Genomic DNA, 15,292 nt, shown 5'->3' on the forward strand with positions numbered 1-15,292 from the left:
TGTGGCTGCTGAATCTTTTCCTCTATCGGATAGGCTTTCATGTCTCGCCCCATCATTGTCGGTGCTTTTCTCTTAGCCTTCTGCGTTGGATGCGAAGGAAGAGAAGCCGCGCGGGCTAAGCAGACCGCTCAGATATTTAGCTACGCCATCCCCAACTATCGAGATACCTTTCTCGACGCGGGGCCACCCATCGTCGTCGCGGATCAAGACGGGAATCTACTGCATAGCTGGCGGAGTCTGCTCATACCGTTTGTGATGCAAAACTCGTTCTTTGATGAGTACGATTTGACGACCGCCTGGGATAGCCCTCAGAACCAGGATTTGGCGGATGGGACGAGACGACTTGATACCGAGAAAGGTTCAGATCCTGCTTCGGTAAGTACCTTTTACCGCGAGCCGAGAACTGGTGACTCTAGGGACACCATCTATGTCGCCTTGGTTCAAGCACCATTGGAAGCCAAGCCTTATGGAGGTCGCGACGCTGATGGTCACATCGGATACTACCTACCCCAAGGGATCCCAATGGTGGTTCTGCAACTGAAGCAAAGCGACATTCACTGGATGGAGCCCTGCGATGTCGCTTTGTTCGAGAAGCCGTTTCCGAACTGGCTATCCTTGGCGGACATTCAAGATCAGATCGTCCGCTCGTTCGAAGTCGGCAGCGAAGTGACCGTGCGCGAGCGAGACGAAACGCTTCGTTTTCTGGAGCAACTACGCCAACAGGATTCGCGCGAGGTGGCCGCCGCTCAGTAGCCGCCGCCTCCCAGTTTTCCTTCGGCAGCACTATCCACGTTGTCGGCATCGTACGCATCGAGAATCGCCGCCGTGGCACTTGCTCCGCAGCGTGACGCGCCGAGCTGTTTCACGCGAATCAATCCTGGCAGATCGCGTACACCACCGGCCGCCTTTACTTCGACCGCCTCCGAGCAAGTCGCTCGCATCAGTTGCAAGTCGTGTTCGGTCGCACCGAGATAGTTGTAGGCTCCGTCCGGTTGTTTCACGAAGCCGAAGCCTGTGGATGTCTTCACCCAGTCGGCTCCCGCCGCTTCGCAGATTTGGCAAAGCTTCTGCTTCAAGGCATCGCTATCGAGACCGGCGCCACCTTGATTCAGGTAGTCGTTCTCGATGATGACTTTGACCTTGGCCCCATGCTTATGGGCTTCGTCGCAAACCGCTTGAATATCATTCAGGACATATTGCCAATCGCCGCTGATCGCCTTGCCGATATTGATCACCATGTCGACTTCGACGGCGCCATCGCGACAGGCCAGTTCGGTTTCGTATCGCTTCACTTCGGTCAGGTTGCTGCCATGCGGGAAACCAATCACCGTGCCGACAAGCACCCCGGTGCCCTGCAGCAATTCGGCGGCCCGGGCGACGTAATACGGTTTGATGCATACCGAAGCGACCCCATACTTCACGGCGGCCTGGCAGCCCGCTTCCAGCTCGGCGTCGGTCATCGTGGGGTGAAGCAGCGAATGGTCGATCATCTTCGCGAGGTCTTCGTAGCGATACGACATAGGGTATCCTTTGCAGTGATGGGGGAGCTTCCGTGGGGTTATCGCTGCGGAATAAAGTTTCGCAGGTAATGGCTGCTTTGCTTGAGTGCCAGGTAACGGTCTTCGAGCGAGCCTTCGTAGGCAGGGTCTTCCACTTCCACGCAGACCGGGCCGTTGTAGCCTGCCGCGCTGAGTGCCGCGACAAAAGCCCCCCAGTCGACTTCGCCCAGTCCCGGCAATTTGTCCACATGAAACGCCGTCGGCAAGGCAAACGTTCCGACATCGTTCAATGCGTGATAGTCGACCCGGACATCTTTGGCGTGCACATGCACCAGTCGACTGGCGAACTCTCGTAGTGGGAACAAGTAATCGATCTGTTGCCATACTAGATGCGACGGATCGTAGTTCAAGCCCAGGCTATGGCTCGGCAAATCGGTGAATAGCTTCCGCCAGATTGCGGGCGAAATCGCGAGGTTCTTTCCGCCGGGCCATTCATCTTTGGTGAACAGCATGGGACAGTTCTCGATGCCGATCCGTACCTGATGGCTTTCCGCGAATTCGACCAACGGCCCCCAGATCTCCAGCATGCGTGGCCAGTTGTCTTCCACCGACTTCGTCCAGTCGCGACCGATGAAGGTGTTGATGCGTCCGATCCCAAGCTCGGCGGCGGCGGTGATTACTCGGCGGATATGACCGGCGGCGAGGGAAGCTTCTTCTTCACGCGGGGAAAGAGGATTCGGGTAATAGCCGAGTGCGCTGATGCTTACTCCATACTTCTGAATCAACGCGTTGATTTCGGCTACCTTGGCCACGCTGATGTTGGCGACATCGATATGGGTAATGCCCCCATACTTCCGGCTGGGGCCCTGGTCGGGCCAGCACATGATTTCGACGCAGTCATAGCCATAGGCCGCGCCCTTTTCAAAGACGGTTTCCAGGTTCGCATCTGGCAAAATGGCACTGACAAATCCGAGTTGCATCATGGTGTGACCTCCTCTTGGGGTATATCGCGTCGATCGATTCCAAGCGTCGGTTCAGTATAACGAACGTTCCTGGTCGATTCGCGTTGCGACGAAAGATCTGTCGCCCGTGAAAATGATTGGAATTGGCGTTTCCGAGGGGGTATCTTGATTCCTCCTGGGGTCGTTGTTTGCCACTGCGGGATTGCTAACGATAAACCTGACCCCGGATCGGTGGCGTAGACGTTGCCGACGATGTGATCAGCCGTGACGGAGTTTGGGAAGCGATGTCGGAAAATAAGACCCAACCAACCAAGGAGAGTGCTGCGAAGTTTATCGACGCCCTGGAAGACTCGCAGCAGAAGAAAGATTGCAAGCAGTTGATGAAAATGATGCGGGCCGCAACCGGCGAACGTGCCGTCATGTGGGGGCCTAGCATCATTGGGTTTGGTTCGTATCACTACAAATACGAGTCGGGCCGCGAAGGAGATTCTCCCATTCTAGGCTTCGCACCCCGCAAAGGACAAATCAGCATTTATCTATCGTGCGATATCCTGCAGCATGCCGATCTGTTGGCTCAGTTAGGGACGCATAAAACTGGCAAGGGATGCTTATACATCCGCAAGCTGGCGGAAGTCGATCGCGACGTGCTGGAGCAATTGATTCAGCGAGGTATTGAAGAAGTGGAGCAGCGTTATCCCAAGCGGTAACTAACGACGCGCTTCGTTGCCGCCACTGGCGTGTCGATTGAGGTGCAGCTTCTTCTGGATCTCGTCTTTCAAACCTTGCACAACCGACTTCTTGTCGGTCTCTTCCAGGATTCGTTTGACGACGGTCTTAGGGCCTTCATCGCCCCAGCTGGCACCATGCTCGAAGTAATACTTCGCCGCCTTGCCGACAATGTACGAACCATAACCGGCCGCACCACCTTGTGGCAGGGCTGTCAGCACGGTGCCCCAGCCCAAGGTCAATGTCTTCACGACCGAGCTGATGGCATGGGTGCCCAGTTCTGCCGTGATTGCCCAACCAGCCGCTTGAAGAATACTGGTCACCAGTTTCTCGATGTTCGACCAGGTCATCTCGATCCCATAGATGTGTGCCAATGCTCGCAGCATGGCGACATCCACGGCGCTGCCGCCGATCACGTCGTAGACCGGCAACGGGTTCACTGCGACGGCGGTCGCTTTGACGACGGCAAAGCTCCAGATCGTTTGGTTCGCGCGGTGATCGCGGATCTTCACTTTCAACGAAGCGACCCGGTCCGATTTGTCGGCGGCGTACATCGCCGCGTTCAAAGCCAGCAGACCCAAGCCATCTTCTTCCAGCACTTCCAGCAAGCGAAGCTTCAGGTCTTCGACCTTGGCCGGAGGATTCCGCCATTCGCTCCGTTCGGTGCCATCGGCCTGTTGGATGATGTACTCAACTTCTTTCGGCTGGGCCGAAGTCTCGACGATGCTTTCCTTGGCAATGATCCCGGAAAGACGTTGTTCCAGGATCTCGTCCAACCGTTCTCGTTCGCGAGGAGAGTAAAGGTCGATCTTGTTGAGGACGACGATGATTGGCTTGTTGACCGAAGCCAAGGCGACCAGTGCCGAGTACTCCGTCTCGTTCAAGTCAGAGTCGATGACAAACAGGATCACATCGGCCTGGCGAGCGGTGTCTTGGGCCATCTCGCCACGATCGGCGCCACCAACTTCGTTGATCCCTGGCGTGTCGATCAGCACGACTTCGCTGTCTGCCAGCCCAGGAATGCGATAGCCGGCACCATCCCAGGCCACGTGCCAGACTTCTTTGGTCCAACCACCTTGGATATCGACCTGGGTGACTGCTTTGCCGACCAAAGCGTTGATCAAGGCGGACTTGCCGGTCGAGATTTCGCCGAAGACAACGATCTCGACGCGGCCACTGGTCAGCTTGGTTTCCATCGTCTGCAACTGCGATAAGTCGCGCCGCAGAAGTTCCTTTTCCTGCTCGCTACAGCCGCGGAATCGATCGAGCGTATGACGAACCGACTGCAAGGCATCCAGGTAGCGGCGATCGTCCGCGTGAAGCGCATCGCTGCTTGCTGAATCCAAAGCAGGAGCCTGATCGGTCGGTGGAGCCGACGACGTGGGCAGTTCGGAGGTTGGGTTGTCGTTACTTTCGTTCGACATAACGTTCGCGGGCTTCCTGAACCAGTTTACGCAGGTTTTCGGTGTTGGTTACTTTTGCCCATTCCCGACGAGCCAGACCCGCCAGGCCACCTTCCGGTTCCTGCATACCATTCTTGAAATAGATCATGAAAACGTTACCGATCCAGCGGGTCACGATCGCCATCACAATGCCGTTGAGCAGCATACCAGGGATGGTGCCGATCCCGGGGACGGTCTTCAGCAGCGAGGCAAAGGCCATCGTCACGATCGGGGCGGCCATCTGCACGCCAAGGTATCCAATCAACTGTTTACCCAATTGACCGAGCAAGTTGACCGCCACGTCGAGGTCGACATCCTGACGATATACCTTCGCCAGATCGATGACCATCTTGGTCGAGATCGCCACGCCAGCGGCCAGGTCGACCATCGGGACGGGCAGGGGATTGGCCAGAGCACCCGCTCCGCCAGAAGCCCACATATAGCGATTGATCAACTGATTCGCCTGGCGATCGATCGCGGCTTCCACCTCGAGCCGAGCCTTCTCGACGAGGCCACGCGATTGCATCAACAGGTTAGCCAGCAAAAGGTCGGTACCATCTTTCTTAACGACCTGCAGCATCCGCCGGGCAAGTGTTTCGATGCTGAGCGGTACTTCGACTTCTTCTTCGATTTCGGTATTGTCGGGCAGCACGCGGATTCGACGTCGCTTGGTCGTCCGCGAACGAACCGAGAGGATGTCTTCAGCTTGGACCAAGTCTTTGGTTTGCTGCGTGATCTGCTGAAGCAGTTTCGCTTTGTCGCTATCGGTGAACCAGTCTTCTTTATTGAGGCAGATCAGCACCCGTTTGTCCATTTTGGCGAGCAGTTCAAGGAGCTCGAACTCGCTATGCCGCAGCGGGCCATCGACCACCAGCAGTACGACATCGGCATCTTCGGCCGAATGGGTCGCGATCTCTTGGTGCAGGCTGCCATCGACTTCGCCCAGTCCCGGCGTGTCGATCAATTGAATCTTGTTGTTGCCAGGCCATTCGACCTGGTTGCGACGAACCGTTGTACCGCCGACCACGTCGGTGCTGAACGCATCGCGTCCGGCCAGGGCGTTGAGGAGCGATGACTTCCCGCTCGAGATGGTGCCGAAGGCGATGATCTCGAGGTTGCCACCTTCGAGCTTGGCTTCAATGCGGTCGATCATCGGATCGATCAGATCGCGGAAGTCGCCATCGGACATCTCGTCGCGAAGATCGTTGATACTGTCGAGGTTCTCTTGCAGTTCTGAACGACGCTGATCGGCGGTTAGTTCATGCGGACTGCGGCTTCGCATTTCGCGGCGATGATCTTTGCGGATCTTGGCATGGACCAGCTTCCAGATTCCCCAGCCAGCCAGGCCGAGTAAGATTGCCGCACCAAGGCCGACGATCGAGAAGTAGATCCATTTGCCGACCGTCCCGAGGTCGTTGCCTTCGCGGATGATTCCGGCAACCCAGCCAGGGACGTAGATCATGGCCAGCCCGATCAGGACCAGCAACACAATCAGTCCAAGACCCTGGTTTTTCCACGGGGTGGGCATAGCGAATCGCTTGAGGATATGGCGAAGGAAATTCATGGAATAGTTTAGGTTACGCGTCGAGGGAAATCATCGCCAACGGGGGGCCACCCCGACAACCTCGGTTTCGGTCCGATTTTGTCAGTTCTTGGGAATATTAAGCCCAAGAAACGAAAAAGCGGACCGAAACGTGTCCGGTCCGCCTGGGGATCGACCCTGAACGACTGCGACATTTAGCCATCGTCGGTCAGGCAATGGTTCGGGGAAGAGCCTATTCAGGCTTCTTCTTCTTGTTCGGACCTGGGCCCTTCTTCTTGCCGCCCAAACCGAGTTCTTTCTTCTGTTCTTCGGTCAGCACGCCGGCCAGCTTCTCACGGATCTTGCCGTTCAGCTCGTTGACAGCCTTCTGGGCTTCTTTCTGCTCATCGGTCAGCGGGGCCTTGGCCTCGACGAATTCACGCAGTTCTTTGCCCTTGAGACCCTTTTCGTTGCCTTCCTTCATGGCAGCCATCCGGGCCTGGCGGTCTTCTTTGGTCAGGCCAACGGCCTTGGTCAGCTCTTGCAGCTTGGGGCCGAATTCCTTCTGGATCGCGGCGACCTGTTCCTTTTGTTCGGCGGTCAGGTCCAGCTTCTGGACGCGAGCGAAGATGCCGGCTTGGGCAGCTTTGCCCCCTTCCTGCTTCTTCTTTTTGGGCTTGGCTTCGTCGGCACCCAGGGCGGTACCAACAGACAGGATCGCCACCAGGGCGAACATCAACAGGGTGTGACAACGGGACATAACGATCGGGACTCCGATAGGGTAGGGAAAAGTAACAAAGTCAGAAGCGGGGGCGGCCGGCCGTTCTCTTACGAGAAGAGCTGGCGAATGACCTTGCCGTCGCGCACGATCGTGATCGGGCGACCGGTGTTGGTGTGATATTCCTTGGTGTGGTCGATACCCAGGTTGTAGAAGAACGAAGCCGCGGCATCGTCTGGCTTGATTCCTTCTCCATCCTTGGGCAGCGTGGCCTTCTCGTCGCTCTCGCCGATCACCTGACCACCACGAACACCCCCGCCAGCCATCAGCATGGTCATGCAGCGTGGGTAGTGATCGCGACCACCACGGCCGTTGATCTTCGGCGTACGACCGAATTCGCCGGTTACAAAGACGCCGGTCGAATCGAGCAAGCCACGGGTATGCAGTCCATTGAAGAGTGCGGCCAGGCCGTTGTCCAGCTTTGGCAGCAGGTTATCCTTCAAACGGGTGAAGTTCTCGGTGTGCGTGTCCCAGCCACCATTGGTGATGGTGACGAAGCGAACGCCACTCTCGATCAAACGAATCGCCAGCAAGCAGCTCATGCTGAAGTCGTCGGCTTCAAAGTCCTTGGCGAACGCAGGGCTTTCCTGGGCGACATCGAAGGCATCGCGAGCACGCTTCGAGGTGATGATCGCGTGGGCCTGGTGGCTGAAGCGATCCAGACCATCCAGCAGTTGATCGTCCGATTCAAAACCGGCGAAGGTCTGATCCAATTGGGCCAGCAGCTTGTGGCGACGTTCGACGGTGTCGATAGTCAGCCCGCCGGTCAGGCTTATCCCGCGCACTGAATAAGCCTGACCGGGCTTGGGCGTACTGTTGGTGGCCAGGGGAGCGTATTTCACGCCCAGGTAGCCAGCCGAATGCGAGCTTCGTGGAATGGCCACGAATGGTGGCAGATCTTCGGGCGAATCGAGTTCTTTCGTAACGATCGAACCGTACGCTGGGTACTGCAGCGAAGCGATCGGTCGTGTTCCGGTATTGACGTACTCAGTACCCAGTTGATGGGCAGCCAGCGTATGCGAAACACCACGCAGAATCACATATTTGTCGGCCTGTTGGGCCAGCTTCGGCAAATGCTCGCTGATCTCGATACCAGGCACGTTCGTCTTGATTGGGTTGAACTCACCGCGGTATTCGCTCGGAGCGTTGGGCTTCGGATCGAACGTGTCGATATGCGTTGGGCCACCGTTCAAGTTAACGAAGATGCCAGCTTTCGCCTTGCCACTGCCGGCGATGGCACCTGCTTCGGCCATCGACATGTAGGAAGCCAGGTTCATCCCGATACCGCCCATAACACCGACTTTCAGGAAGTCGCGGCGGCGTACTCCGTCACACGTTTGATTGATCGGCATAACCAGTGATCCTTACGAGTTCGATTTTGGGTGTTTTGATTTCGTCGAAAGTTACGGGGCATGCCGGCGCTGGCGGAGGCATGTCGAGGTTATCGCGGGGCCCGGCCGATCTGTTGCAGACCGACCGGTTCAAACCGACTAGTGGTTGACGATGAACTCTTTCGTGTTGAGCAGAGCCCACATCAGGTCATGCAAACCGTCGACCGGATCGTCTGCCTCTTTCAAGTGAGACAGCGAAATGGTCATCTCTTTTTCGTTGGGCTGACGGCTCAGGGTCCGCAGATAGGCCTGGGTGACCATCTGGGCGGGGGATTCAAACGAGGAAGGAGCTGCCTGGGCGACTTCTTCTTCGCTGGCTTTCGCTTTGGCGAGTTGCTTCCGCAGAACTTCCAGGCGTCGTTTACCGGCGGCCAGACGTTCGCGAACTTCCGCGATTTTCTCTTTATTGCCGTTGGCTTCCAGGCGTTGGAGTGCATCGCGACCCTTGCCCATCATTTCGTACAGACGTTTGATCTGGGCTTGGATCTGTTGCGACTGAGTCGAACGCTTGTCGAGCTTCGGATTCATCGACTTCTCGACTTCACCGATCCAACTGTTACCGTTCGCCATCGAGCTGTGCAGGCTAAAGTCGTTCTGCAGGAAGACCGTTTGCAGCAGCGTTGCTTCTTCGCTCCGGTCGCAATCGCAGTTGCTGGCCCGTTCGCTACGACCGAAGATCTGCAGCGGGTAGGAAGCACTGCCATTGATTCGAGTGCCGGGGATGGCGATCGCCCGGTTGTCGATATCGGTCAGGTAATTCTCCATACCCTTATCACCGGTGATGGCCTGTTGGATGATGTCGTAAGCAACTTCGGCAGGCAGGCGGCGAGGAATCGCTCGGCTGAAGTTGCGGGTATCGAGACGATTGGTTTCGTTCGGCGTCCACGACAGTTGATAGGTTCGGCTGGTCGCGATCTCGCGATGAACCCATTTCAGGTCGTAGTTGTTGGCGATGAAGCCCTTGGCCAGGTAGTCGAGCAGCGGTTCGTTGCTCGGCGGATTGCCCAGGCTCAAGTCGTCGGTTGGGTGAACGATGCCAACACTGAAGTACGTTGCCCAGATACGGTTGACGATCGCACGAGCAAAGTAAGGGTTGTCTTGTTCTTTGAGCCAATCCATGACCGGCTCGCGAACGTCTTCGTAGTCGCGAAGGTCGATCGCTTCTTCACCCAAAACACGAGCTTCTGGCGAACGAGCGGCGATGCCGTTGCGGTTCTTCTTGTTCTTGGCGTTCTTGTTGGCGTTGGTCGATCGAACTGGCGTGACGACCAGTTCCGGGAAAGGAACCGTCTTGCCGTTCTCCAGCTTCTTGGCGAACTCGCGACGCTGCTGGTTGCCTCGCAGTTCTTTGTCGATGTCGAGTTCTTCGATCATCTTGGTGTATTCAGCGAACGCTTCGGCATCGAACCGTGGTGGCTGAGCCGTGAAGCGGGCACCGGTGAAGAACGTCTTGAACTCATCAAAGTCATCTTTCGACCAGACATCGAAGGGGTGCTTATGGCACTGGGCACACTGGATGCGAACGCCCATGAAGGCATAGGCAAACGCAATCGCACGTTCTTCTGGCTGACGGAACTCGCGACGAGCCCAATAGTGCGTCATGTACTCGCGATCGGCGAACGTGCCGCCATCACGATACAGGTCGCTCATTTCTTCGCAGTACTCGCGGTAGCTTTCCCCTTCCAGGCGACTACGAGCGAGAATGATGCCGGCCGCGATCTTGTCGTACGATTCGTTCTTGGCGACGCGGTCGTAGATCCAGTCGTACCATTCCTGAGCTGGGCCGGTTCGCATCGGCGAAACGTTGACCAATTGCTGATCGTTGTTGCCGGTGATGTCGCACAGCAGCGTGGTCATCTTGGCCACGTAAGCAGGCGTTTCGAGAAGCTGGTCAACCTTCTTGGCTCGCTTGTCCGGATCCTGATCGGCCAGGAACTGATCGATCTCTTTCGGAGTTGGCAACGTGCCGGCGATGTCGAGGCTTACGCGACGGAGGAACTGTTCGTCCGACGAGATGTCACTTGGCACGACACCCAGCTTACGTAGTTTCTGCACAACCAATTGGTCGATCTTGGTTGGGGTGGGAACGGCCGGATAGTTGTCGCCGATCAGCTTGCTGACCGGGCGAATCACCGGGATGGCAACCACTGCTTTGTCGTAGGCGACGACGACGTGCGTGTCGCCTGGCTCGCCACTGCTGACCTTGCCGTTCTCGTCGATCGCGGCGACGGCTTCGTCGTTGGTGGTGAAGCGGCAGAGTGGCGTGACATCTTCACGCGAACCATCGGCCCAGACGGCAATCACCGTCAGCGGAGCTTGTTGGGACGGGTTGTTGAAGACGATTTCTTCTGGCGAAACGTCGAGGTGATCGAGCACGGCGACGCTTTTTTCGTCGAACTTCGCACCTGATTTGATCCAGTTGTGCAGGATGCGGTGTTCCCAGCTATCGATTTCAAATCGCTGGCCACCTTCATGCATGTCTTCGTCGGTTGGCTTGGCGATGATCAAGCTGTCGTCGATCTTCTCGAGGTCCACACGTGGAGCTTCGCCTTCGGTCATGGCGGCATGGTCTGCCTTGAAGTCGTAACCGAACAGCGACAACATGAAGCCGCCCCGTCCCTGGAACGAACCATGGCAACTACGGCCATTGCAGCCCAAGCGTCCCAGCAGCGGAATCACGTGCTTCTGAAAGTCAGGCGTTTCGGTCACGTCGGCCGGTGTATAGCGGTCGATGATGTTGGGCGAGATCTCGGCGCCTGGCTGGGTGCCAGTCAACGTTTCGGCTTGCAGCCGAGCAGCGGAAGTGGACAACGCAAAAGCGGTCAGCGTTACCAGCATGTGGCGAGCGAACGTGGCGTGCATTGGGTTGCTATCCTTCGCGTGGTTGAGTGATGGGACGAGATGAATAGGGGCTTTGTGGATGACGCGACTTACTTGCGATCCGGTTTACGATTGGGATCGAGTTGACGCATCTGGCGTTCAATCAGCGCTGAACCCTCCTGGTCGAGTCGCTGAAGATTTTGTTTCAAGCGTTCGACCCGAATTTCGGCTCGACGTAGTTCTTCTTCGCTGACTCGCTTCTGCGTGGCGAGCTTATGCTCGAGTGCCTTGCGAAGTTCGTCGCGAAGATCTTCATCACCGGGATTCAACTGCAGGCGAGCCGCCAACAGCGTCGCGCTGCTACTCGCTTTCCACAGTTGCAACTGGATGTCGTACAGGTATGGGTTGCGTTCTTCCATCTGGCCGAGACGCTCGCTGACGCGATACAACTCGCGGACCGCTTTGCCGTATTCCTTCTGATCCATACCACGCAACTGACGCAGAAGTTTCTCGAGCGCTGGATGATGTTTGCGAGCGAACGCCAACGCAGCTTCTTCGCGACGCTTACGTTCTTCCGCGGTGATCTTCCAGTCGCTGCTTTCCGCACCCTGAGCGATCTGGCGTGGTGGCAGCGCGTTCGGAGAACCGGACGTGACAGGGGTTGTTCGCGAGCGAACCGGGGAAGTGATTTTCTGTTCGGTCTTTTCCTGGGCGATCGTCAACGACGCCATCAACATCGTGCCCAGCAATGCGAGGCCGAAGGAGGCGAAAGATCGTGGCAGGAACGAGGCATTCTTCATGAGCAAAAGCAAATCATGTTTCGAGGGAACTTACATCGCCGGGGCGATAGGATCGTCTTCTTGTTGGGCGGCCAACGCCTTCAGCATCCACGATGGTGGGCTGTCGGTAGAGCCGGCCAGAAGCTGGTCGAGCGAGTCGGTTTCGTCGGCGAGTGGTTCTTCCCACAAGCCATCCAGTTCGGTCGTTTGTGACTCGATGTTCTCGACCCAGGCGGCCGCGACCTGAACGTCTTTCATTTCGTTGGGGGAAAGGGCGGTCAGATCGGACGAAGTGTCGCCACCGAAGTGCGAAATTCCCAGGGTGACTGCCACAACCAGGCTGGCGGCCAGCGTGGCCAGAATGCCCCACACATAGCCGTTCCAAGGAGCCGCATCTTGCGGTGAGGCGACCTGGACGGGCTCCATTGGAACGGATTGAGGCACAATCGCCTGATAAGTTGTTTCCGTCAGCAGGACCGCTTCGGCCAGAAGCTCTCGCAGCGACTGGTCTTCGGCCAGTTGCGACTCGAACTGTTCCGCTTCCGGGGGCGACATCTCGTCGAGGAGGTAGCGTACCGCCTCGAAGAAGCGGTCGTCGTCCGCCGAAGGATCGTTCTGGTTGACGTGAGAATTCATGAATCGATGCCCGATTGGGGGTTAATCTTCGCCTTGTGCCCGAGCCAGCTTTTCGCGGAGCCGGTTCATGGCGTTTCGCATTCGGCCCAGTGCGGTTCCCAGGGGGATGCCAAGTTCCTCGGCGATCTGGGCGAATGTCTTGTCTTCGTATATTCGCATTCGCACAATCTGCTGGAGATCTGGCGAAAGCTGCTCGATCGCTTGCCGGACCGACTCGGCAGTCTCTTGGCGGACGATCGAGTCGTCTGCCGCAGGACTTTCCGGGGCGGTGCGAGGCTGTTGGTGAAGTTGCTGCAGAATGCGTTTCTGCGTCGCGTTTCGCCTGCGATGATGGAGGGCTTCACGGTAAGCAACTTGAAACAGCCAGGCTTTGCGGCTCTCGGCCTGGGTCTCGTGCCCGACTTCCAGCAGCTTGCGGAAAGCGATCTGCACGATGTCTTGGGCCAAGTTGGCTTCACCGACCACACCGATCAGGAACCTGCGCAGCTCTTCCGCATGCAACTGGTGCAGTGCGGCGATGTCGGCTTCGGTGAGCCGGTGAGAAGCAGGTGAAGTCAAAGCCTTGTAAGTCCTAGTGCCGCGAGCGTTCCGCGACAGCTCTGTAGATAAGAGGAATAAGCCGGATCGGTTATTGTCTAAAAATGGCCAGACGATCCAAAAAAGTTACGAGCAAGTAATATGGAGGAGGGAAGGTGAGTTTAAGCCGCCCTCCGGAATAGGAAGATTCGCTTAAATTGAACCTGGGAAAGTTGCGATGGGTTTCGCTTAAGCGGCTCGTGTTATAATGGATCCTTTTCTCGCATGTGCGTAACCCCTTTGGGAGTCTGGACTTGTTTATTGGTCCGGTTTTTACTCGCGAAGCGGCGGTAACTCCGCGTCGCAGCAAGTTTTACGTCTACCGAGCTGTCTACGTGGCGGCTCTGTTTCTATTGATGTGCACCGCCTGGCTTGTCTTGGCGGGAACGCAAGTCATTGCCAGTGTTGGAGATATGGCCCGCTTCGGAGCGAGTATCTTCCATATTCTGGCCCCGATTCAGCTTTGCCTGGTGATTTTCTTTGCGGCATTTAGCGCTGCCGGTGCGGTCGCCCAGGAAAAAGACCGCAAGACGCTGATCTTGCTGCTGATGACTCGTTTGAATAATTCCGAGCTGGTTCTCGGTAAGATGCTGGCCAGTTTGATCAACGTTTTTGCGCTGATCATGGCCGCGGCCCCGGTCTTTTGTGCCCTGTTTCTGTTCGGCGGTGTTTCGACCGGCCAGGTCTTGCGCGTCCTGCTGGTGACCTTCATCACCGCCCTGGCGGCTGGAAGCATCGGCAGCACGATCGCTTTGTGGCGAGAAAAGACGTTCCAGACGCTGGCTTTGACCGCGATGCTGATCACCGTGCTGCTTGGTTTCAGCGTGGTGGTCTCGCAGCGAGTTCTCTTTGATCGCTTGTTCGGGATTTCCGCCGCCCAATGGGGCACGGCGATGAATCCGATCTGGGCGGTGATGGAAGCGGCCAATCCGTTTCCTTCGTCGGCTGGCAATTTAGCGGCGATTGGTGGGATTATTGGCTTGCACGTGGTGATCATGACGATCGGGATTGTCGTGATGAACGGCATCGCGATTGCCCTGGTGCGTGTCTGGAATCCATCGCGTGAGACTCGTCGTGGTAAGGATATGGAAGCCCAGCAGCTTGAAGAAAGCATCTGGGGCGCCGAACACGACATGGCCAAGATCGACGCGGCCGCCTCGCAGAACGCTTCGAACGAAAAACTTCGCTCCGGGCACGTCGATGCCCGCACCACTGAAGTCAAACAAGACCACCGCAAAGTCTGGGAAAACCCGATTCTGTGGCGCGAGACACAGACCTGGGCCTATGGCCGCAAGGTGCTGATCATCAAGTTTGTGTACTTGATGCTGGCGGCAGCGGCGACCTATATGCTGTACGCGATGGTCGCTTCGGGCACCGCCGTTTATCGAGGCGATCAACTCGGGACGACCATTCCACCGATCGCCTGGGGCGTGGTTCCGCTGTACCTGATCAGCCTGGTGATTGTGAACGCTTTGGCGGTAACTTCGGTGACGAACGAGCGTGACGGGCAAGCTCTCGACTTGTTGCTGGTGACCGACCTGACCCCGAAAGAATTCACGTTTGGCAAGCTGTGGGGCGTGATGTGGGTGACCCGCGAGATGATCCTGGCTCCGCTGCTCGTGACCGGGTATCTGTGGTTCGCTGGGGCGATGCAGCTGGATAGTTTCCTGTTTCTGTTTGCCGGCCTGACGGTGATGAATTTCTTCGTCACGATGCTGGGGCTGCACTGCGGGATGACCTACGCCAACAGCCGAACTGCCATTGGTGTGAGTTTGGGGACGGTCTTCTTTTTGTTTCTCGGCGTGATAACGTGTATCTTGCTGATGATCAGCTTTACAGAGTCGTTCCACTTCCAGCTCTTCCCGTTTTTGGGATTTGTCGCCGGGGGTGGCTTGGGCTTGTACGTGGCGATCGGGCACCGCAATCCGTCGCCGGCAATCTTGATGGCGACGTTATTGCTCCCGGGCATTTCGTTCTTCGCGATTGTCAGCTTCCTGCTGGGCAAGGGATTTGAAGTGGCGATTGCCACCGCCGTTGCCTACGGGTTCACCACGATTGCCATGATGATTCCGGCCCTCAGCGATTTCGATATCGAAGTTGGCCGACGGTCAGGCAACGACGAAGATTAGTCACGCCTCCCACGCATGGAGGTCGTAGATTC

General features: G+C 57.0%; 13 protein-coding genes. 3 read left to right on the forward strand and 10 right to left on the reverse strand.

The features are described from left to right. The first annotated feature begins 39 nt into the window (after positions 1-39). Complete coding sequence (locus AB1L30_RS08310) at positions 40-753, forward strand: DUF1559 domain-containing protein (protein WP_367012953.1); 714 nt, start codon at positions 40-42, stop codon at positions 751-753. Here the strand turns inward: AB1L30_RS08310 and deoC are convergent. Both deoC and AB1L30_RS08320 read right to left on the reverse strand, forming a co-directional pair. Beyond that, positions 747-1,520, reverse strand: a complete 774-nt coding sequence (gene deoC, locus AB1L30_RS08315; RefSeq protein WP_367012954.1) for a deoxyribose-phosphate aldolase — start codon at positions 1,518-1,520, stop codon at positions 747-749. The genes AB1L30_RS08310 and deoC overlap by 7 nt on opposite strands. A 38-nt stretch (positions 1,521-1,558) precedes the next feature. Further along, the gene (locus AB1L30_RS08320) at positions 1,559-2,482 is read right to left on the reverse strand and encodes a sugar phosphate isomerase/epimerase (protein ID WP_367012955.1); all 924 of its coding nucleotides are present in this window, start codon (positions 2,480-2,482) and stop codon (positions 1,559-1,561) included. Positions 2,483-2,745: 263 nt separating this feature from the next. On the opposite strand from AB1L30_RS08320, the gene AB1L30_RS08325 reads away from it, so the two are divergent. Next, complete coding sequence (locus tag AB1L30_RS08325) at positions 2,746-3,168, forward strand: DUF1801 domain-containing protein (RefSeq protein WP_367012956.1); 423 nt, start codon at positions 2,746-2,748, stop codon at positions 3,166-3,168. Here the strand turns inward: AB1L30_RS08325 and AB1L30_RS08330 are convergent, their stop codons facing one another. From AB1L30_RS08330 to AB1L30_RS08365, 8 genes are all read right to left on the reverse strand, one after another. Next, positions 3,169-4,611, reverse strand: a complete 1,443-nt coding sequence (locus AB1L30_RS08330; protein WP_367012957.1) for a GTP-binding protein — start codon at positions 4,609-4,611, stop codon at positions 3,169-3,171. It lies immediately after the preceding gene. Continuing rightward, positions 4,595-6,157 carry a DUF697 domain-containing protein gene (locus AB1L30_RS08335; protein WP_367012958.1) on the reverse strand — a complete coding sequence of 521 codons (1,563 nt, stop codon included), beginning with the start codon at positions 6,155-6,157 and terminating at the stop codon, positions 4,595-4,597. The genes AB1L30_RS08330 and AB1L30_RS08335 overlap by 17 nt, the downstream gene beginning before the upstream one ends. Before the next feature lie 247 nt (positions 6,158-6,404). Beyond that, positions 6,405-6,911: a hypothetical protein gene (locus AB1L30_RS08340; protein WP_345087521.1), complete on the reverse strand. Its 507-nt coding sequence runs from the start codon at positions 6,909-6,911 to the stop codon at positions 6,405-6,407. Positions 6,912-6,979: 68 nt separating this feature from the next. Then, on the reverse strand, positions 6,980-8,281 hold the full coding sequence (locus AB1L30_RS08345) for a DUF1501 domain-containing protein (protein WP_345087519.1): 1,302 nt from the start codon (positions 8,279-8,281) through the stop codon (positions 6,980-6,982). A 138-nt stretch (positions 8,282-8,419) separates the two neighbouring features. Further along, positions 8,420-11,182 (reverse strand): DUF1549 domain-containing protein, encoded by a 2,763-nt coding sequence (locus AB1L30_RS08350; RefSeq protein WP_367012959.1) that lies wholly within the window; start codon positions 11,180-11,182, stop codon positions 8,420-8,422. 68 nt (positions 11,183-11,250) lie between these two features. Continuing rightward, positions 11,251-11,940 (reverse strand): hypothetical protein, encoded by a 690-nt coding sequence (locus AB1L30_RS08355; protein WP_367012960.1) that lies wholly within the window; start codon positions 11,938-11,940, stop codon positions 11,251-11,253. Between the two features lie 30 nt (positions 11,941-11,970). Next, the gene (locus AB1L30_RS08360) at positions 11,971-12,555 is read right to left on the reverse strand and encodes a hypothetical protein (protein WP_367012961.1); all 585 of its coding nucleotides are present in this window, start codon (positions 12,553-12,555) and stop codon (positions 11,971-11,973) included. 21 nt (positions 12,556-12,576) lie between these two features. Then, the gene (locus AB1L30_RS08365; RefSeq protein WP_367012962.1) at positions 12,577-13,113 is read right to left on the reverse strand and encodes an RNA polymerase sigma factor; all 537 of its coding nucleotides are present in this window, start codon (positions 13,111-13,113) and stop codon (positions 12,577-12,579) included. A gap of 272 nt (positions 13,114-13,385) precedes the next feature. Here AB1L30_RS08365 and AB1L30_RS08370 point away from each other — a divergent pair, with 272 nt between their 5' ends. Further along, entirely contained in the window at positions 13,386-15,260 is a 1,875-nt protein-coding gene (locus AB1L30_RS08370) for an ABC transporter permease (RefSeq protein ID WP_367012963.1), read from the forward strand. Positions 15,261-15,292: the final 32 nt, after the last annotated feature.

It is taken from the genome of Bremerella sp. JC817, assembly GCF_040718835.1.
Taxonomy (GTDB): domain Bacteria; phylum Planctomycetota; class Planctomycetia; order Pirellulales; family Pirellulaceae; genus Bremerella.